This window comes from Alcaligenes faecalis, from assembly GCF_041521385.1.
Classification (GTDB): Bacteria; Pseudomonadota; Gammaproteobacteria; order Burkholderiales; family Burkholderiaceae_B; genus Alcaligenes; species Alcaligenes faecalis_E.
The window spans coordinates 2,750,306-2,770,616 of the sequence record NZ_CP168006.1 but is presented as its reverse complement, the minus strand read 5'-3'; the positions used below and the strand labels follow the sequence as shown (position 1 = coordinate 2,770,616).

Genomic DNA, 20,311 nt, shown 5'->3' with positions numbered 1-20,311 from the left:
GCCTCTTTTTTCGCACACCCTGATATCACTCGATCCAGATCATGCGTGTACCAACGACTCCGCAGCGCAGCCGCATGATGTCGAGCATCAGAGGAAAGAACACTTGGCCGGAACGCACTCTCCGCACTATTCTTTTCTCCAGAGGATTCCGGTATAGACTTCATGTCAGGAAACTGCCGGGCTCCCCTGACATGGTGTTCCCGAAGTACAGGGCTTTGGTATTCGTCCATGGCTGTTTCTGGCATCGACATGACGGTTGCCGATACACGACCACGCCGCGAACGAATGGCAACTTCTGGAGACGGAAATTCCAGGGAAACATCGAACGCGACAGACGACACATGGATGCCCTCAAAGCTCTCAACTGGCGGGTGGCCATTGTCTGGGAGTGCGCACTGAAGCATTCGCCTGTAAAAACTGCATGTATGGTTGAGGAGTGGCTGCATGGCAATGCTCCTGTCTTGGTGGTCGGTCAATCGACCTCCGCAAGCAGCGGCATCTGACCACGCTTCGCAGGAAGGTGATGACGCTGGCTTTCCAGCTCTTCCTGGCACCAGTGAACACCTTCCTGTTTTCGCTTCTCCCGAGTCATTCTGTTCAGAATGCTGCGCACGACTTCGGCGAGTTTTCGGGCCAGCAAGGGGGGAACGGCATTCCCGACTTGGGTGTACTGTTCGGTGCGGTTGCCAGCAAAGAAATAGTTGTCTGGAAAAGTCTGCAGACGCGCAGCTTCCCTGACAGTGAGACTCCTGCACTGCGAAGGGTCGTAATGAATGTAATAGTGGCCATCCTTGGCAATGTGAGCAACCACAGTGGTTGCCGGTTCATTTCTGCACTGAACCCTGAAGCGATCATTGAATGGCATGGGCTGGTTTTCGCCCAGAACATGGACATTGATATGGTCAGGTAGAAGCTTCGGAGGAAAAATATTCAGCCTTGGCGAATATCCCTGCGAATGCGCAAAAGTGGCCGAAAAAAGATATCGCGCCAGATCGGTAGCCATGTGCGATCTCGCTTCATGCTGACATACTCCACCAAGGCTTCGATCAAGCAGCCACTTCTGAAGTTCTGTCTGATTCCTTGTCCTTTTGTATTCCTTCTCAATAAAGGCACCACCCGTTGTGACACTGGTCGCCGAGGCTGCAAAGTCTCGCATCAAGTTGATCAGGGTGGACTCGTTTTCCGTTTTCCATCCCTTGACGTAGGCTGGAGCAGCCAGGACAGCCTTTCGCCACGCGTCGAGCGAGTCGTCCCTGGACAACCGGCTTCTGATCTTCGGCAGGTCGTCAATTGCCTGGCTGACAGTTGTGGGGCTTGCAACGGGAGTCAACAGTCTGTGCTGGGGAATGCCAAGCCCTTTTCTAACGCCAAGCAGAATCACGCGCTGTCTGCTTTGAGGTATACCATAGCGTTCCGAATGAATGAGATAGTCAGCAGGCTCCAGAGAATCGCTGTTGCCGGCCTTCGTGAAGGAGCGGATCTCATACTCAAGACCTTCCTCTGGCGAGGACAGGTCGGAGATGATCTTCTCGAACATCGGATTGCCGAAGTGCTTCGACGAGAGCAGCCCCTTGACGTTCTCCATCACGAAGATCGCTGGCTTGTGCACTTGAATGATCCGCAGGTACTCCTTGTAGAGGAAGTGCTTTTCATCCTTGTGAAAATTCTTGTCGTTCGCCCGACGGGAGCGGCCAGCAAGGGAATACGCTTGACACGGCGGGCCACCGATAAGCACCCAGGTTTCCTGACCTTTCAGTGCGGCCCGTATCTCGGCATCGATGGCGGCCTCATCTGACTTGCCAAGTTCCAGACACCTTGCTTCTTTTGAGGCATGCTCGAAGGCGCTTTCTACAGCCGGGAGTGCGCGGAATTCAGACTCGTCAATCTTACCTTGCACGTAGCTGTAGTAATGCCGGATGTCCTTCGTGCCACGCAGGCGTCTGAACACTGCCCTCAATGTCAGGGTGCGATGCGCAACTGCGGTCTTCTCGATGGAAAGAGCGATCTCGAAGAACGGCTGTTGCCTGTGCCCCCTCAATGAGGCGAACCCCTCACCAAGCCCTCCCGGCCCTGCAAACAGATCGATTATCGGAACAGGCATCATCTACCTTCCATGCATTCATTGTTGAGTGCACACTCCGAAGATTGGGCGATATGAAATGTCATTCGCATCTCATCCCCAGCCTCTGGGCCTGATCGCTCAATTCCTCCATGGCCTTTTCGCTGTCCTTCTCTCTTGTTTCCTTGAACCGCATCAGATCATCCAAGCGGATGCGCCGATGCTTGCCAGTGCGATGAAATGGCAATTCCCCATCCTCCAGCAGCTTCACCATGTGAGGCCTCGATACATTAAGCAGATCAGCAGCTTCCTGCGTAGTCAGCTCAGCATGCACAGGCACGATCCGGACTGCTCTTCCGTTGGCTATTTCAAGCAATATTTCTTCCACAAGACGCAATGTCGAGGTAGACAGCTCCATCTCGTATACCCCATCACCGTCACCGAAGACCTGAATCCGCCTGGTCTTGCTCCGCCCCGAAAGACAGGAAGCAAGAACACGCTGCCCGTGGATGGCCATCTGAACCTCCCATACATCGGGCCGATTCTGGAAGAGCTGCATTGGGACATTCATTCTGAATTTTAGTGCTTCGACTATACAAAGTTACATTCTATGCCGAAACGGAGAAAAACGAAATAAACGAAATAACAGTCTCCATTCCACCCCCGCAGCCTGTCCGGCAAGGTCGGACGCGGTATGCAACCCGAAGGGGGTTGCTCCAGGCACTACACGACTCAAATCCTGTTAGCGTTCATACTCCTGGCTTGGTAACGGGTATGAGCGAGCAATGATCTCCATAAAGTTTTCGTACTCACGGCAACCGAGAGTAGAGGGTTTGGCTCCAGTGCGATTTGCAGCTAGAGTTATTTCCTCAACGTCTCTAGCGCGGCTAAAGACAAGATCAGCCTGCAACGCAGTTAAGGATGCTGGATCATTCATGCGATCCCATTGCTGTAGCCAGTGAGCAATGGGTTTGCTATCAGGAACGCCTCCCATCGACACCCGCATTAGACGCAGCAGGGCGTGGTGCTCATTGATCGTAAACATCGCTAATCTCCTTTGCTCGCAGTGCCACCTTGGCGGCCCCATTGTGTTTTCTGTAGCCGTTCCATAACGTGCTGACGGTAGGCAGGATTAAGCATCGAGTTCCCCGCGGCAAGATGGTTCAGACGACCAGCCGGGACCATTTGCCCACTTTGCAGGTCTCGCCTCGTGCTTTGCCTGTTTAGCCCATGAGTCACAGGCGATGCAGCAGCCTGGGCAACATCTCGCAGAGTGATGCCAGCCGAAGAGATGCCCCCAGCCAAGGCTGCTCCAGCCGCATATGCTCTCTGCAACAAAAAGAGCGTCACGATCAGGATCTCAAGCATGGTGGCAATCGGGTGATCAGTGGTCACCGGAAACATCAGCATTGCGATGAAAAAGAGGCCGATACCCAGCATGACAGTCAGCATGATTTTGGAGGGAATGACCATCCCCCGCTTACGGGGTAGAGCCGTAGAGCCGGACACGACAAATCGTTGGAGCACAGAACGCCCAGACAATCAGACAGATAAGCTAATTTTTTAGATTGCCCTACATAGGGCTATGACTTAAATCGCGCTAAGTGTTTGTGAACACTAGGGATTTTTAAGTGGTGCCCGGGGCCGGAATCGAACCGGCACGCCTTGCGGCGGGGGATTTTGAGTCCCCTGCGTCTACCAATTTCACCACCCGGGCTAGGTATGGCAACCTGGGAATCCAGGCTTGGAAGGAAAGATTAGTATTATACGCAGATTACTGGGGGTTTTGGCAAGTGCTGCTGCTATTTTTTTAAATTTAGCCTGGGCCCGAACAGATTGTCGTCTAAAACCTGCCTGACACCACCTTTTCCGGCTGTTTTGTCACAACTGCTTAAGCAATAGCGGGCCGTTTTAGGTGGGCAGAAAGCACGCTCGTTGCTGCCCCTACTCCAGCCAGAACCTCAAATAAAAAACAGGCCAGGTACATTGCCCTGGCCTGTTCATTTCTTGCTCTGTATACAGGGGCTAGTCCCCTGCTACTGCCTGTCCGTTACGAATCCATTCGCGCCAGATAGCGACCAGCAAGGCCATCAGGACTGGGCCGATGAACAAGCCTACGATGCCCATTGTTTGCACGCCGCCCACCAAGCCAAAGAAGGTTGGCAGGAATGGCAGTTTTACCGGGCCGCCGACCAGTCGTGGTCGAAGGGTTTTATCAACGATGAACAGCTCGATCGCGCCCCACAGGAATAGGCTGACGCCTGCAACCAGGTGACCAGAGCCTATCAAATACAAAGACACCATGGTGAATGACAGCGGGGCACCACCAGGAATCAGCGCCATGAAGCCGGTGATCACCCCCAGCAGGACGGGTGATGGAACTCCTGCAATCCAATAAGCAATCCCCAGAACAACGCCCTCGCCCAAGGCGATCAAGCCCATCCCGGTGACGGTGGAGTTAACCGTAGCCGGCACGACACGGGAGAATCGCTGCCAGCGGCCTGGCAAGATTCGCTCGCCCACAATGTCCAACTGCACCAGCAGGCGGTCGCCATCCTTGAAGATGAAAAACAGCGTGATCAGCATGAACAGCACGGTCAGCAGCAGGTGGAACACGTTGCCGGTCGCGGACAAGACCATGCGGTAGATATTGCCCAGATGCTGGCCGCTGACCATCTCGACCAGTTCGCCCAGCGCGTGGGGTTCACCCAGATAAAGCTGCCAATAGTCTGTCAGGCGTTCGCCCACTAAGGGCATGGCCTTAATCCACTCCGGGGTGGGTGTGCCGTATCGGTTGGCGGCTAGCGCCCAGGTGATGAAGCTGCTGGCTTCCTGAATGGCAAAGGACAGGGCTAGTGATAAAGGCACCACCAGCACCACGATCACGACAAGCAGTGCCAGTGTGGCCGCCAGGGCATGGCGGCCATTGCAGCGTACGACCAGTCGTTTATAAAGGGGCCAGCCGGCCAGTCCTATGATCAGCGCAGCCAGAACGGGGACCAGAAATCCCTTCAAGAAATAAACGCCTGCGGCCAGCAAAAGCAGTAATAGCCAGCGGGCAATTAAAAATGCGGGTAAGACGGGTTGCATAAACGATGGAGACCCTCGTGTCTATTGGGTGGGCATGGGTCGGTGCCCGAAAGTTTTTTGACAATAGCATGATCATCGCCCAAGGAATACCCGTTTCTAAGCGCAGGCTGGACAAGTTGTTAAGTCCAGAAAATCAGCACTCTACAAAACGGGGAAGGGCACTAGACCGCGGCCTCTCAGAACACGGGTTCTGGTGAGGCTCCCTGTTACTTGCCATTTCAACAGAACTCGGCAGGTCAGGGCGTTTATATCTTACGCCCTTCTGCTGGCGGATACCGCTAGCGTGCCCCATCCCGATCCGCTTGAACTGCACCCACAGGTAAACCCCAGTTTTTTTTAATTTTCACATACGTAAAATATTTTTCTCACACAGGAAATTAAAACATGAAAAAACCATCTTGGATTGTTAGCCCGGACGATGTGCTGCCCTACTCGCCGGCCAACCACACGGGCACGGTTAATCGTCGTTTGATCAGCCAGGCCAATGTGGGTGCCAAGCATGTAGAAGTGCTGTTGGGCGTCATTGAAAAAGATCAGGGTGCCCTACCCCATGCGCACCCTGGTATTGAGCAGGTCTGCTATCTGCTCAGCGGTACAGCCGATGTGGAAGTTGATGGCGAACGCGGCCAAATGAAAGCAGGCGAGTGCTGTTACTTGCCCCCCGACAAAAAGCATGTCTTTACCGTGACCAGTGACGAGCCAGCCCGACTGCTGGTGATTTACTCCCCCCCTTACGAAGAGCATCCCGACCGGGTCATTCGCTGACCCAGGCGCGTTTGCCAGCTTGGCTCACCGTACCAAGCCCATCCACCACAAGGAGACACCCATGACCTTCAAGAAAAAAAACCGTTTGCTATCCCTGCCCGCACGCCTCAAGACTATTCTGGCCGGCAGTGCAGCCATGCTGCTGCTAACCGGCAATGCCTTGGCTCAATACCCTGATCGCCCCATTACACTGATCGTGCCCTTTCCGGCCGGTTCCGGCACCGATGCCGTAGGCCGAATTTTTGCAGAAGAGATTGGCAAACGAGTCGGGCAAACCATCATTGTGGAAAACCGCCCCGGTGCCAATGCCACCATTGCGGCCAACTACGTCAAACGTGCCGCCCCCGATGGCTACACCTTGTTTGTCACCACCAATACGTCCCACTCAGCCGCACCGTGGCTAATGAAGAACGTTCCCTACGACCCGGTAAAGGACTTCACCCCGATTGCTCGTGGTGGCAACCTGCCGTTTATTCTGGTCACCAATCCAGAACGGCCTTACAGCACAGTCGAGCAGATGCTGCAGTACGCCAAGGACAACCCAGGTCAAATTACCTACGCCTCGGGCAATAGCACCGGTATCGTGGCCGGTGGCACTCTGGATTTCCAGACAGGCATGAAGGCCTTGCACGTTCCCTATAAAGGTACACCTCAAGCATTAACCGATCTGGTGGCCGGACAGGTTGACTTCATGTTCACCGATGTCACCTCCGGGCTACCTTTTATCAATAGCGGCCGTATCAAGGCTCTGGCCGTCTCCACGGCCAAGCGCAGCGCCCTGCTACCGGATCTGCCAGCCATGGAAGAAGCCGGTTTGTCCGACTTTGATATCACCTCTTGGAATGGGTTTTTCGGTCCGGCAGGCATGGACCCGGAACGAGTTCAATTGCTCAACCGCACGATTAATGAAGTCATTCAGGACGACGCCGTGCGCCAACGACTGGCCCAATTGGGGTTCGATGCCTTCAGCGGCCCACCTGAAGAGTTTGCCCAATTTGTTCAAGAGCAATACACGCTGTGGGGCAAATTAATTACCGACGCCAAACTTGGCCCTCAATAGTTGCCCAGGCACCTGCTATGACAGAACACAAGAAGGACAATGTAGGGCCATTAAGCGGTATCCGCATTCTGGATCTGAGCTCGGTAGTGATGGGGCCCTTTGCCACCCAGATCCTGGCGGATCTGGGGGCCGACGTGATCAAGGTGGAGTCCCCCAGCGGGGACACCATGCGGGCCGTCGGCCCAATGCGCAACACGGCGATGGGGGCCTTGTTTCTGCACCTGAACCGCAATAAACGATCTGTGGTGCTGGATTTGAAAACCCCAGCCGGTCAAGAAGCCTGCCTGCAACTGATCCAGGAATCGGATGTGCTGCTCTACAATCTGCGCCCGGCTGCCATGGCACGTCTGGGCCTGGATTACGAGCGCGTCGCCGCTGCCAACCCGGCCATTGTGTATGTCGGTGCTTATGGTTTCGGGGAAGATGGCCCCTACGCCGGACGCCCCGCCTACGATGACCTGATCCAGGGCATGACAGGGCTGGGGCATCTCTATCAGCAGCAATCCGGTGATGTTCCCCGCTACACGCCTTTGACATTATGCGACCGCACCGTGGGTCTGCATGTGGCCGTAGCAGTGCTGGCTGGTGCCATTGAGGCTCGCCAAAGTGGCCAAGGCCAGGCCATTGAAATCCCCATGTTCGAGGCAATGGCGCATTTTGTATTGGGTGACCACTTGGGCGGCCATTCTTTTAAGCCAGCACTAGGTTCCACCGGCTATGCTCGTCTGCTGGCCAAAGAGCGCAAGCCCTATCAAACCAGTGACGGCTTTCTGGTGCTGTTGATCTATAACGACAAGCATTGGACCAACTTTTTTTCCTTGATCGGCCAACCCGAACTGCAACAGGACCCGCGTTTCAGCTCACACTCGGCCCGTGCCATGCATATTGGCGAGGTCTATGATTTTGTGGCCTCGCAAATCAAGCAAAAGGACACGGCGTATTGGCTCCATGCCTTGCGCCAGGTCGACATCCCGGCCGCCCCCTTGTACTCCATCGAACAACTAATTGATGACGAGCATCTACAAGCGGTCAACCATCTACAGCATATGGATCACCCGACCGAGGGGTCTATCTGCACCCCCTCTCCCTTGGGCAAGTATTCGCGCACCCCGCTCAGCATTCGACGCCATGCACCCCGTCTGGGTGAACACACCGCCCAGGTTCTGGCAGAGCTGGGCTACAGCGAACAAGACATACAAGCCATGCTGGCCAGCGTTTCCCCCTCACCCCGAGAACAGATTGTATGAATATCGAATTAAGCGAAGATCAACGCGCCTTGGTCCAGGCTATTGAGGCCGTTTGCCAGCAGTTTGATGACGAATACTGGCTGGCCCGCGACCAGGACGGCGTCTACCCCCATGACTTTCATCAAGCCTTGGCAGACGGTGGCTGGTTAGGCATTGCCATGCCAGAACAATACGGCGGAGCGGGCTTGGGCATGATGGAAGCGGCCTTGATGATGCACACCATCTCCCGTACAGGCGCCGGGTTCTCGGGGGCCTCTGCCGTGCATATGAATATTTTTGGTCTGAATCCGGTCGTGGTATTTGGCAACGACGAGCAGCGCGCCCGCTTTCTGCCGCCCTTAATTCAAGGCAAGGACAAAGCCTGCTTTGGCGTCACCGAACCCAACTCCGGACTGGATACCAGCAAGCTGGAAACCCGTGCCGTTTTGCAGGGTGATCACTATCAGGTCCATGGGCGCAAAATCTGGATTTCCACGGCACAAGTGGCCAACAAAATCCTGCTACTGGCCCGCACGACCCCGCTATCAGAGGTCAACAAACCAACGGATGGCTTATCGCTGTTCTATACAGACCTGGATCGCAGCACTATCGAAGTGCGTCATATCGACAAGATGGGGCGCAACGCGGTGGACTCCAACATGCTGTTTATCGACGGGCTGCGCATCCCTGTCGAGGACCGCATCGGCGAGGAAGGCAAAGGCTTTGGCTATTTGTTGCACGGGCTCAACCCTGAGCGGATTTTGATCGCCTCCGAAGCCATAGGCTTGGGTAGAGCCGCCCTGGAGAAGGCCACCCTCTACGCCAAAGAACGACACGTGTTTGGGCGGCCAATCGGACAGAACCAAGGCATACAACACCCGCTGGCTCAAGCCTGGATGCAGTTGGAGGCCGCCGATCTGGTCACGTTGAAAGCGGCGGCTTTGTATGATGCAGGCAAGCCTTGCGGGGAGTACGCCAACGCTGCCAAATACCTGGCCGCCGAAGCCGGTTTCCAGTCCTGTCAGACTGCGATTCAAACCCTGGGAGGCATGGGGTATGCCAAGGAATACCATGTAGAACGCTATCTGCGCGAAAGCTTTATTCCGCGACTGGCTCCCGTCAGCCCGCAGTTAATCATGTGCTATATCGCGGAAAAAGTACTGGGACTGCCCAAGTCCTATTAAGCCGCCTGCTAGGCCTCTTCAATAAAACGGCAGGCTACACGCAGACGCTCCGCGTAACTTTGCAGGTTCTGTTCAATACGATAAACAGGACCTGCAATGGAGATGGCATACACCCCACCCGAGATCCGTATCGGCCAGGCAATACCGCCCACATCGGACATGGACTCACCCATATTGCTGTACCAACCACGCTGTGCCGCAGTTTCCAGATCAGCATTCAAACTGTCCAGGCTGGTCAAGGTCTTGCTGGTAAAGGCCTCCAAAGGCCCATCACCCAAAAGCTGGGAACGTTCTTCCTGTGTCATCTGGGACAGTAAGGCTTTACCAATGGAGTTGGCATGCACGTGACGCTGGGTGCCGGCCACCGCCACATAGCGAATGGGGTGCGGAGAAGAAATGACCTCCACATAGACCACTTTCTTATCCAAATCCAGCTTGCCGAACACCACGGTTTCCTGCGTGGTGTCGCGCAATTCTTCCAGGCTGGGGCGAACTTTTTCCAGTATCGGGTCTGCTTGAGAAATGCGCTGGGCCATCGCCAGCAAACGGCCCGTCGGGTAATAACCTTGCCTGCGTCCCGTCTCGTAGATATAACCCTGCCGAGACAAGGTACGCAGCAGCGCCAGGCAACTGGACACCGGCGCATCCAGCAAGCGGGCCATTTCAGAAAGTGCTAATGGCCGCGTCTCGCGTGCAAACAGCTCGATGATCTCAATGACGCGCAACGCCGTTTTGACATTGCTCTCGGCAGGTTTGGCGTTCATGGTCAGGGCGCCACCGGCAACGCACGTTTATGGGCCGAAGCACGGAAAGTCTTGATGATGATCTGCGTGGCTTCATCATCGATGACCTTGCCCTCCAGAAAATCATCAATCTGATCATAGCTGACACCAAAAGCGTCTTCGTCAGGTTTCAAGGGGCTGAGGCTTTCCAGATCAGCGGTGGGAACTTTGAACACCAGGGCGTCGGATGCGCCCATTGCCGTCGCCAGGGCGCGCACGCGTCGCTTATTCAAGCCCGCCAAGGGGGTAATATCAGCCGCGCCATCACCGAACTTGGTGAAAAAACCCATCAAGGCTTCGGCAGCGTGGTCAGTGCCAACCACCAAGCCCCCATTCGCCCCCGCAATCGCATACTGCGCCACCATACGCTGACGGGCTTTGATATTACCCATCAGGAAATCCTGTTGCGCCGCGTCGCGGAACGTCAGGCCGCCGGCCAGCAGTTGATCCATCATGGCATCAGAGGCGGGCTTGACGTTAACAACCAAAATCTGGTCAGGATTGATGACCTTCAGGCCATCTTGGGCGTCCTTTTCATCCGCCTGCTCACCGTAAGGCAAACGCACCGCGATAAATTGCGCCGAATGACCTTGCGCGCGCGCCTGCTCGACGGCTCGCTGCGACAGACACCCTGTTGCCAGGGAGTCCACACCACCACTAATCCCCAGAACCAGGCTACGGCAACCAGTACGCAACAGATAATCACTTAAAAAGCGGACGCGATGTTCAATTTCTTGCTGAACATCGAAATGATCCTTTACGTCCAATTCCGCACGGATACTGGCTTGCAAAGCGCGTTGATCATCAGTCATGGCGCAGGCTCTCTACATAAAGTGAACAATAGTTCGATTGTAAGGGACGAGCGGCACAGTTGGCGGTTCCATGCAGGATCAACTCGTAGCGTAAGCACGGCCCACAAGCCAAACAGACGCATCCTGATCATGGGGAATGCCTCGACATGCAACGTTCGGAACAAGACCGCGCCATTAGCATCCTGGAACCGAATTTGAGACTCGCATAGGAATAATGCCGCTTCGCATACGAATGTGAACATTAAGCATTCTCATTCGCCGCTACTATTTCAAGAGGTACCGAATACTGATCCACGATGGCCCGCCCCCATCCGCAGACAAGGAACGCATACGAGATGAAACACGCATCCCGCAGACTCCGCCCCACTCATAGACACATCCGCCTGCACGCAATCACGGCGGCATACGGCACAGCGCTCCTCCAGATGAGCCTTCCTGCACTGGGGCAGACTTTGCAGAACCAGCCCGCGGTCAACACGCCATCAGAAGCACATCAGGCCCTCGGTCTGCCCGCCATCATCGTACATGCGCAAAAGCAGGATGAAGATATCCTGACCGTACCGGCATCCATCTCCGTCGTCGATGGGCTGACACTCGAAGAAGAAGGTGCGCAAAGCCTGGAAACACTGACAAGCATGGTCAGCGGGCTGAGCTTCCAGCACATGGGACAATCCGGCCTCACCCCCCCCATCATCCGCGGCCTGAATGCCAACGTAACCTCCTTTTCTTCCTCAGTCGCACTCATCGTTGATGGGGTCGCCACACTGCGCGGACAAGGTTTCGACGATCCACTGCTCGGGGTCGAACAGGTGGAAGTCCTGAAGGGGCCACAGTCGACGCTATACGGTCGCAACGCTGAGGCGGGCGTCATCAGTATCACAACCCGCAAGCCCGACAACACACCGTATGCCTTCATTTCCGCCGAGGCGGGCAACCATAAACGGCGCGCCCTGCGCTTTGACCTCAGCCATCCTCTGGTGCAGGACCAGTTGTTTCTGGGCATTGCCGGCTCCTTCAGCCGCAAGGATGGTTTCTTGGAAAACACCTGGCTAGACCAGAAGGACGGTGGCCAGATACGGCGCAGCGGCCGGTTCGCCTTGCGCTGGACACCTGGGACACGCACCGACGCCGTTCTGCGCTACACCCAAAATGAGTACCGCGATCAAGCCTCGCTCTGGGGCTCCCCCTCCTCACCAGAACGCACCGAGATACGCTCCGGTACCGAGGGTTGGAACCGCTCCACGGCACGTGCCTGGTCGCTAGACGTCACGCACCAATTCGACTCCAATATCCGTCTGCGCTCGACCACCGCGCATAACACCTACGTGGACGACCTACAGCAAGACACTGACTTCCAGCCGGTCGACATAATGCACATCGGGCGCAGACACGAATTCACCACCCTGTCACAGGAACTGCGTCTGGAGGGAGGTGCAGCGGGCCAGACACGCTGGCTGGCCGGGTTGTACCTGGATAACGACAAGCAGGACCTGTCCTTCAGCCAGAAAACACCCATGGCCCTGACCCTGACCCAGGGACTCCAGAAACAGCGCACTGCCGCACTGTTCACACACTGGACGATTCCACTATCCGGCCCTTGGTCATTGGTCGCAGGTGGGCGCGTGGAGCAGACCCGCATCAGCTTCGACATGCCTGGCAAAGATCGGCAGTCACGCACCTATACGCAGGTTTCCCCCAAGCTGGCCATACAGTATGCAGTGAACCCAAACACCAACCTGTATGCCAGCCTGTCGGAAGGTTATCGCGCCGGCGGCTTTAACGCATTCGCCCCCCCCTCCTATCACGAATACGAGCCCGAAAAAGTATGGGCACTCGAATTCGGCGCCAAGGGCATCGCGCTGAACGAAACGTTGCGCTACAGTGCCGCGCTATACGCCATGGACATCCGACAAATGCAGGTGCAGCAGATGGGGATGCCAGGTCAGGTCTTCATCACCAACGCGGCCACCGGGCGCTCCATCGGCACAGAGCTCGACCTTGACTACCGACTGGCGCCCGGCTGGAATCTGCAAGCAGGCCTGGCGCTGAATCGCAGCACATTTCGCAAATTCCAGGACGGCGCCCACAACTACGACGGCAACGACAACGCTTTCTCGCCCCGCATCAGCGGCTATGCCGGCCTACGCTACCAGGACAAGCACGGCTGGTACGCCCAGGCACGGTTGCACGGCGCAAGCAAGGTCTATCTGGACGCTGCCAATGCGTATTCGCGCAACGGATTTGGCATTATCGACCTGAGCGCCGGCTACCTGCTCAAGGATGTGGAACTGACCGTCTACGCCAACAACGTCACCAACCGGCGCTATGACTCGGTCGGCTTCCTGAATGGCCTGGTCACCATCTACAGCCCACCTCGGGAGGTGGGCCTGCGCGTGAGCTGGAGGTTGTGAAGCCCCTGAAATATCCCTGCTCCGATCAAGGAAACCTTGATGAAAACCCTATTATCGAAACGACACACACTAGCCGTCCTCGCGACCGCCGGACTAGAAGGGGCCGCCCTTCTGCCTGCGACGGCCAGGGCGCACGGACCAAAGACGACAAAGGAGCCCGTCATGCAGCATCCCGATTTCTTTTCCCTGGTACCAGTCATCGTCATGCGTGACCCGCTAGCGGAGTTTCTGGGCGCGGCCACACACGGCACCATTCAGTACTCCTATCTGGATGCGGTCAAAATGGCGGGCCACTCCTGCGCCGTGGTGGCCAGCGCCTACCTGTTGGCACGACAGGGGCTCACGCGCCTGTATGGCACAGATATACCGGTACGCGGTGATATCCAGATCGCTATCCGTAACAAAGGCACCGAGGGGACCACAGGGGTTACCGGCGCGGTACTGACCCTGATCACCGGTGCCGCAGGCGAGACCGGCTTTCACGGCATGGGTAAGGGCCGACACTTCGCGCGCCAGAATCTGCTGGCCTACGACCAGGAAATCGATGATTTCCTGACCATGCGCCGATGCGATACCGGCAAGACCATCGGTCTGTCATTTAACATCGAGGCGGTCCCTTTTCGTCCACAGATGCAGGAACTACTCCCCATGGCCATCGCAGGCACCCTGCCCGAACAGGATCGCGGACGCTTCGCCGACCTGTGGCAGGATCGTGTCAAACGCATGCTCTTGGAGCATGCAGAAGATCCTGCCCTGATTCAAATCCGGGATCTCTGAACCTTTGTGGTCGAACCGCACATGCCTGCCCGACATGTGCTGTTCCAGGTAATACGGCAGCGATGACTGCGTTTCACGCCATCTGTACAACGGCACCCCCACAAAACTGCTGTTTGATCTTCGGATAGACAAGGTTCGCACGGCGGAAGGCCAGTTATCAATTCGGCAAGCGCATCACATGACGCATTGCGGCATTGCGGCATTGTCAATCCAGCAAGCCTGTCACAAAGCCGCTTTGTTGAGATTGAACTGGCTCTCTGACTCCCCCTGCCTAAAGCAGGGGGCAACAACAGAACTAATGCTTAACGATCCAACTGCGACACGTCACGCACAGCGCCACGATCAGCCGACGTCGCCAAGGCGGCATAGGCTTTCAGGGCTTGAGACACAACACGCTCACGGTTCACTGGCTTCCAGGCTTTGGAACCACGCGATTCCATTTCCGCACGGCGCGCCGCCAACTCTTCATCGCTGATGGCCAAGTGGATACGACGGTTGGGGATATCAATCTCGATAGTGTCGCCATCTTGCACCAGGGCGATGTTGCCACCCTCGGCCGCTTCAGGCGAAGCATGACCAATCACCAGACCAGACGAGCCACCGGAGAAACGACCATCAGTAAACAAGGCCGAGCTTTTGCCCAGACCCATGGATTTCAGGTAGGAGGTGGGGTACAGCATTTCCTGCATACCAGGGCCACCTTTGGGGCCTTCGTAGCGAATGATGACCACATCGCCCGCCTTGACCACGCCGTCCAGAATAGCGGCCACGGAATCATCCTGGCTTTCGTAAACACGAGCCGTGCCAGTGAAGGTCAAAATGCTTTCGTCCACACCCGCGGTTTTCACGATACAACCGTTGAGGGCCAGATTGCCGTACAACACAGCCAAACCGCCGTCTTGCGAGTAGGCATTGGCCTTGTCGCGGATACAGCCTTTCATGCGGTCGCTATCCAGATCCTGGTAATAACGGTCCTGGCTGAACGCCACTTGAGTAGGAATACCGCCGGGGGCCGCGCGATAGAAGTCGCTAATGGCTTTCACGTTGTCACCCTTGATGTCCCAACGCTTGATCGCTTCACGCAAGGTGCCACTGTGTACGTTGCCTACATCCAGGTTCAACAGATTGGCACGGCTCAGCTCAGCCAGAATGGCCATGATGCCGCCGGCGCGGTGGACATCTTCCATATGGAATTCAGGCGTGGCGGGGGCCACTTTACACAGGCAAGGCACACGGCGCGAAATCTTGTCGATATCGGCCATCGTAAACTCCACACCGGCTTCCTGAGCCGCAGCCAGCAAGTGCAGCACGGTGTTGGTGGAACCGCCCATGGCCACATCCAGGGTCATGGCATTTTCAAAAGCCTGGAAGGTGGCGATATTACGTGGCAAAACGGATTCGTCGTCTTGCTCGTAGTAGCGTTTGGCCAGATCCACGATCAGGCTGCCCGCGCGCTCGAACAAGCCTTGGCGACGAGCATGGGTGGCAACAATGGTGCCGTTACCGGGCAGGGACAAGCCCAGCGCCTCGGTCAAGCAGTTCATGGAGTTGGCAGTAAACATACCCGAACAGGAGCCACAGGTCGGGCAAGCACTACGTTCAACCGCTTCGGCCTGTTCATCGCTCACGTTAGGGTCAGCGGCTTGAATCATGGCATCGACCAGATCCAGCTTTTGCACCACGGTCTTGCCGTCAGGCGAGTAGACCTTGCCCGCTTCCATCGGCCCACCCGACACAAACACCACAGGAATGTTCAGGCGCATGGCGGCCATCAACATACCGGGGGTGATTTTGTCGCAGTTGGAGATACACACCATGGCATCCGCACAGTGGGCGTTGACCATGTATTCCACCGAGTCGGCGATCAGTTCGCGCGAAGGCAGGGAATACAGCATGCCGCCGTGGCCCATTGCAATACCGTCGTCCACCGCAATGGTGTTGAACTCTTTCGCCACACCGCCGACCGCTTCAATTTGACGGGCAACCAGTTGGCCCATGTCTTTCAGGTGTACGTGACCCGGTACAAATTGCGTAAAGGAGTTCACCACCGCAATGATCGGTTTGGAGAAATCCTCGTCTTTCATACCGGTGGCGCGCCACAGGGCACGCGCGCCGGCCATATTACGACCGTGGGTCGAGGTACGGGAGCGATATTGGGGCATGACTACTCTCTGAACAGGAAAATTATGTAAAGATACCTATCATAAACGTCCCAAGGCGCTTTGTGCGCGTCAAGGTCGGGCAGGCGTCTTACCGTCGGGCGACTACCGATCTGGCACCCCGAATCCTTTGCAGCAAAACCCCTTAGTTCACAGGAGATATATTATGCCGCAGGCCGTGCCTGACCTTTCCAACCTGCTTAGACAGGACATCCGCTTTCTGGGCAAGGCCCTGGGAGAGGTGATTCGTGATAGCGAAGGAAAGGCGACCTTCACGCTGATTGAAGCCCTGCGCCGGGCCGCTGTCAGTTTCAGACGTGAACACGATCCGCAGCAAGCACGGATTCTGGAAAAAGACATTCCCAAGCTGAATGATGCGCAGGCCCGCTCGGTGGCCCGCGCCTTTGCCTACTTTCTGCACCTGTCCAATATTGCCGAGGACCGCGACCAAAACCGTCGCCGCGAAGAGCAGGACCCGGAAAAACTGCTGGGCAGCCTGCAACACGCCATTCAGACCTTGATGGATCAGGGCCTGAGCGCCAAGAAAATACGCCGTTATCTGCAAGAAGCGTGTGTGATGCCAGTGCTGACGGCCCACCCCACGGAAGTTCAACGCCAAAGTACGCTGGCCGTTCATATGGCCATTGCCGATGAGTTGAACGGCTTGGATCACAAGGCCAGCGCCACACAATCGGCCCGCACGCAGGAAAAACTGACCGGCCTGGTATCCCTGCTGTGGCAAACCCGCATGCTGCGCGATCACAAGCTGACCGTGATGGACGAAATCGACAACGCCCTGGCCTATTACGGGTCCACTTTTCTGCCTACGATTCCCCAGCTCTACCACGACCTGGACCGTTTGCTGGAGCCCGGCAAGAAAAGCCTGCTGGATCAGAAAACCCGCGCTTTGCCTGCCTTTTTGCGCATGGGCAGTTGGATTGGTGGTGACCGCGATGGTAACCCCAATGTGGGCCCTGAAACCGTTGAACAAGCGGTGCTGCGCCAGTCGACACGCGCGCTCCAACACTATCTGGAACAGATCCGCCTGCTGGGTACAGAAATCTCCGTATCCGACGCGCTGAACCGCGTCAGCAAAGACCTGGCGGCCTTGTCGGCCAGCAGCCAGGACCGTTCGCCACACCGTGTAGACGAGCCTTATCGTCGCAGCTTTATTCATCTGTACGCCCGCATGGCAGCCACGGCGCAAACTTTGCTGGGCCGTGATCTGGCTGATCGCCCCACTTACGATGCTACGCCCTACGCCAGCCCACAGGAATTCAAGGCCGATTTGCAAATCATCGCGGACTCGCTGGCGGAAAACAAAGGCGGTGCCATTGCCGGCCTGCGTTTGAATGCGTTGATTCAGGCCGTAGAAGTGTTTGGCTTTCATCTGGCCACTCTGGACCTGCGCCAAAGCTCTGATGTGCATGAACGTGTGCTGGACGAGCTATTCCGCGTGGCGGGCACACTGTACAAGGATGAGCCCGTCAGTTACCGCCAGTTGTCCGAAGAAGACCGCATTACCTTGCTACGTTCGGAGCTGCGTCACCATCGCCCTCTGGTATCACCCTGGTATCGCTACTCGGAAGAAACCGAAAAAGAGCTGTCCATTCTGCGCAAAGCCGCCGAATGCCGCCGCCGCTTCGGTGCGCGCGCATTGGAACAAACCATTGTGTCGCACACCGAAACGCTCAGCGACTTGCTGGAAGTGTTGGTACTGCAGCAGGAAACTGGCCTGATCGTGCCCAACTCTAACGAGCCTGAACACCAGGGCTTGATGGTGGTGCCGCTGTTCGAGACCATCCCTGACCTGGAGCGTGGCCCGCAAATCATGCAGGAATGGCTGGACATGCCTGAAATCCGCCAGCGCGTGCGTCATGCTCACGACAGCGTACAGGAAGTGATGCTGGGCTATTCGGACAGTAATAAAGACGGTGGCTACCTGACTTCCAACTGGACGCTGTACCGAGCCGAGCGTGAGTTTGCACAGGTATTCTCGCGCCGCAAGGTACGCCTGCGTCTGTTCCATGGCCGAGGCGGTTCAGTAGGCCGAGGCGGTGGTTCCAGTTTCGACGCCATTCTGGCGCAACCTCCCGGCACCGTGAACGGCCAGATTCGCCTGACCGAGCAAGGCGAGATGATTCAAGGCCGCTACAAAGATGCAGACGTGGGCCGCTGGCATCTGGAGCTGTTTGTCGCCGCCACGCTGGAAGCCAGCCTGGGTTCACGCAAAGGCTCACCCAATGACGACGAACACTTGGCGGCCTACGGTCAGGCCATGGCCTGGATGTCCGAGCAGGCACATCAAAGCTATCGCCAGTTGGTCTACGGGACACCCAACTTTGACCAGTACTTCTTTCAGTCCACCCCTATCAAGGAAATTGCCGGCCTGAATATCGGCTCGCGTCCCTCGTCACGCAAGGCGACACAAAGCATTGAAGACCTGCGCGCCATCCCCTGGAGTTTTTCCTGGGCGCAATGTCGCCTGCCTATTCCAGGCTGGTACGGCATGGGCACGGCCTTGAGCCGCTATCTGGAGTCAGGGTTGCCCAATGACGGCCTGAACCGCAGCAAACGCTTGGCCCAACTGCAAACCATGGCGCGTGACTGGGCCTTCTTCCGTACCCTGCTGTCCAATATGGAACAGGTATTGGCCAAGACTGACCTGGATATTGGCCTGAAGTATGCCGGTCTGGTCGAGGACGAGGAACTACGTGAAGGCATCTTTGCCCAAATCCGCGACGAGTTCGAGCTGACACACCGACTGTTCCGTGAAATCACCGGCCACGAACTGCTGGCACACGATCAGGCTTTGCAGGATGCCCTGGCCGAACGCTTTGCCTACATTGATCCCCTGAACCACTTGCAGGTGGAGCTGCTGCGCCGCCATCGCCGTCAAGGTGAAAAAGCCAGCAAACCTACTCGTAGCGGCGTGAACAAGCAACACGTGATTCACCTGACGATTAACGGTATTGCGGCTGGCCTGCGTAACTCGGGTTAAGGCAAATAGCAGGAAACCAGCCCTATTAATTACTTTTATAAATAAGCTAATTTCCAAAAGAAGTTAGGAGGGTACAATAAGCCATTACTACGCTTTTTGAAAAAGGCGTGATCCCACCGGGGTCACGCCCTCTGGCTTATGGCACTCGCAATTATTCTGGGAATTCTGACTGGCCTGTCCCTGGGCTTGACTGGCGCGGGTGGCGGCATATTAGCCGTGCCCGCTCTGGTGCTGGGCATGGGCTACAGCATGACAGCGGCCACGCCTGTAGCCTTGCTGGCGGTGGGTGCAGCCGCGCTGGTGGGCGCACTGGATGGTTTATACAAACATATCGTGCGCTATCGGGCCGCCCTGTTCATGGCCGTCACGGGCGCTTTGGTGACATCCTTAGGGGTACGCATCAGCCATGCCTTGCCGGAAAAAGTACTGGTGGCCTTGTTTGTCGCCATCATGCTGTGGATTGCCACCAAGATGCTGCGCCGTCCTACGGACACAGTGCATACCCATACCCCCTGTTGCCTGAATCCGGAAACCGGCCGCCTGCGCTGGACAGCCGTGGGCACCGCCACCCTGGCCTCCATCGGCGCAGTAGCGGGTTTGTTTTCAGGCATGTTGGGCGTAGGCGGCGGCTTTCTGATCGTGCCTGCCTTGAAACGTTTCAGCGACCTGTCCATGCACAGCATTGTGGCCACTTCGCTGATGTTGATCGCCTTGATTTCCCTAAGTGCCTCGGCCATGAGCCTGGCACACGGGGCGGTAATTCCCATGAGCGGCTGGGTATTTGTGGCCTCGGCCATGGGTGGAATGGTAATAGGCCGAAAACTGGCCCCTCATATTCCTTCCTTGCGCTTGCAACAGGGGTTCAGCATTCTGACCGTTATTGTGGCTCTGTCCATGCTGGCACGCACGTATCTGTTTTAAGGCGGGATGCAGTGCTACGTGCAAACCCGCTCCAGCCACACCGGATGCGTTTCTTTGAGCCAAG

General features: G+C 56.5%; 17 protein-coding genes and 1 tRNA gene. 9 read left to right on the top strand and 9 right to left on the bottom strand.

The window, feature by feature from the left end; translation table 11 throughout:
* The first annotated feature begins 41 nt into the window (after positions 1-41).
* A complete protein-coding gene (locus ACDI13_RS12405) occupies positions 42-503 on the top strand; it encodes a very short patch repair endonuclease (RefSeq protein WP_316990159.1) in 462 nt (153 codons plus the stop codon).
* Here ACDI13_RS12405 and ACDI13_RS12400 read toward each other — a convergent pair.
* The 6 genes from ACDI13_RS12400 to ACDI13_RS12375 form a co-directional block, all read right to left on the bottom strand.
* Complete coding sequence (locus ACDI13_RS12400; protein ID WP_316990160.1) at positions 473-2,104, bottom strand: DNA cytosine methyltransferase; 1,632 nt, start codon at positions 2,102-2,104, stop codon at positions 473-475. The genes ACDI13_RS12405 and ACDI13_RS12400 overlap by 31 nt on opposite strands.
* A 58-nt stretch (positions 2,105-2,162) precedes the next feature.
* Complete coding sequence (locus tag ACDI13_RS12395; RefSeq protein ID WP_372372468.1) at positions 2,163-2,630, bottom strand: helix-turn-helix domain-containing protein; 468 nt, start codon at positions 2,628-2,630, stop codon at positions 2,163-2,165.
* A 171-nt stretch (positions 2,631-2,801) separates the two neighbouring features.
* On the bottom strand, positions 2,802-3,104 hold the full coding sequence (locus tag ACDI13_RS12390; protein ID WP_316990162.1) for a hypothetical protein: 303 nt from the start codon (positions 3,102-3,104) through the stop codon (positions 2,802-2,804).
* A 2-nt stretch (positions 3,105-3,106) separates the two neighbouring features.
* The gene (locus tag ACDI13_RS12385) at positions 3,107-3,532 is read right to left on the bottom strand and encodes a hypothetical protein (RefSeq protein ID WP_316990163.1); all 426 of its coding nucleotides are present in this window, start codon (positions 3,530-3,532) and stop codon (positions 3,107-3,109) included.
* A 159-nt stretch (positions 3,533-3,691) separates the two neighbouring features.
* Positions 3,692-3,776, bottom strand: a tRNA-Leu gene (locus ACDI13_RS12380).
* A gap of 308 nt (positions 3,777-4,084) precedes the next feature.
* A complete protein-coding gene (locus ACDI13_RS12375) occupies positions 4,085-5,149 on the bottom strand; it encodes an AI-2E family transporter (RefSeq protein WP_094195494.1) in 1,065 nt (354 codons plus the stop codon).
* A gap of 384 nt (positions 5,150-5,533) precedes the next feature.
* On the opposite strand from ACDI13_RS12375, the gene ACDI13_RS12370 reads away from it, so the two are divergent.
* The 4 genes from ACDI13_RS12370 (at position 5,534) to ACDI13_RS12355 (ending at position 9,384) form a co-directional block, all read left to right on the top strand.
* On the top strand, positions 5,534-5,914 hold the full coding sequence (locus ACDI13_RS12370) for a cupin domain-containing protein (RefSeq protein WP_316990164.1): 381 nt from the start codon (positions 5,534-5,536) through the stop codon (positions 5,912-5,914).
* A gap of 61 nt (positions 5,915-5,975) precedes the next feature.
* Positions 5,976-6,974: a Bug family tripartite tricarboxylate transporter substrate binding protein gene (locus ACDI13_RS12365; protein ID WP_372372467.1), complete on the top strand. Its 999-nt coding sequence runs from the start codon at positions 5,976-5,978 to the stop codon at positions 6,972-6,974.
* A gap of 17 nt (positions 6,975-6,991) precedes the next feature.
* Positions 6,992-8,221 (top strand): CoA transferase, encoded by a 1,230-nt coding sequence (locus ACDI13_RS12360; protein WP_316990165.1) that lies wholly within the window; start codon positions 6,992-6,994, stop codon positions 8,219-8,221.
* The gene (locus ACDI13_RS12355) at positions 8,218-9,384 is read left to right on the top strand and encodes an acyl-CoA dehydrogenase family protein (RefSeq protein WP_316990166.1); all 1,167 of its coding nucleotides are present in this window, start codon (positions 8,218-8,220) and stop codon (positions 9,382-9,384) included. The genes ACDI13_RS12360 and ACDI13_RS12355 overlap by 4 nt, the downstream gene beginning before the upstream one ends.
* A gap of 8 nt (positions 9,385-9,392) precedes the next feature.
* Here the strand turns inward: ACDI13_RS12355 and ACDI13_RS12350 are convergent, their stop codons facing one another.
* Together ACDI13_RS12350 and nadE are read right to left on the bottom strand one after the other, a co-directional pair.
* Positions 9,393-10,148, bottom strand: a complete 756-nt coding sequence (locus tag ACDI13_RS12350; protein ID WP_316990167.1) for an IclR family transcriptional regulator — start codon at positions 10,146-10,148, stop codon at positions 9,393-9,395.
* A gap of 2 nt (positions 10,149-10,150) precedes the next feature.
* Entirely contained in the window at positions 10,151-10,978 is an 828-nt protein-coding gene (gene nadE, locus ACDI13_RS12345; protein ID WP_316990168.1) for an ammonia-dependent NAD(+) synthetase, read from the bottom strand.
* Positions 10,979-11,313: 335 nt separating this feature from the next.
* On the opposite strand from nadE, the gene ACDI13_RS12340 reads away from it, so the two are divergent.
* Together ACDI13_RS12340 and ACDI13_RS12335 are read left to right on the top strand one after the other, a co-directional pair.
* Complete coding sequence (locus tag ACDI13_RS12340; protein ID WP_316990169.1) at positions 11,314-13,389, top strand: TonB-dependent receptor; 2,076 nt, start codon at positions 11,314-11,316, stop codon at positions 13,387-13,389.
* Positions 13,390-13,551: 162 nt separating this feature from the next.
* Complete coding sequence (locus tag ACDI13_RS12335) at positions 13,552-14,166, top strand: hypothetical protein (protein WP_316990170.1); 615 nt, start codon at positions 13,552-13,554, stop codon at positions 14,164-14,166.
* 302 nt (positions 14,167-14,468) lie between these two features.
* On the opposite strand, the gene ilvD is transcribed toward ACDI13_RS12335, so the two are convergent.
* Positions 14,469-16,328, bottom strand: a complete 1,860-nt coding sequence (gene ilvD / locus ACDI13_RS12330; protein WP_316990171.1) for a dihydroxy-acid dehydratase — start codon at positions 16,326-16,328, stop codon at positions 14,469-14,471.
* 163 nt (positions 16,329-16,491) lie between these two features.
* On the opposite strand from ilvD, the gene ppc reads away from it, so the two are divergent.
* Positions 16,492-19,326 (top strand): phosphoenolpyruvate carboxylase, encoded by a 2,835-nt coding sequence (ppc, locus tag ACDI13_RS12325; RefSeq protein ID WP_316990172.1) that lies wholly within the window; start codon positions 16,492-16,494, stop codon positions 19,324-19,326.
* A 138-nt stretch (positions 19,327-19,464) separates the two neighbouring features.
* Positions 19,465-20,247, top strand: coding sequence for a sulfite exporter TauE/SafE family protein (locus ACDI13_RS12320; protein WP_316990173.1), 783 nt, complete (start codon positions 19,465-19,467; stop codon positions 20,245-20,247).
* Positions 20,248-20,311: the final 64 nt, after the last annotated feature.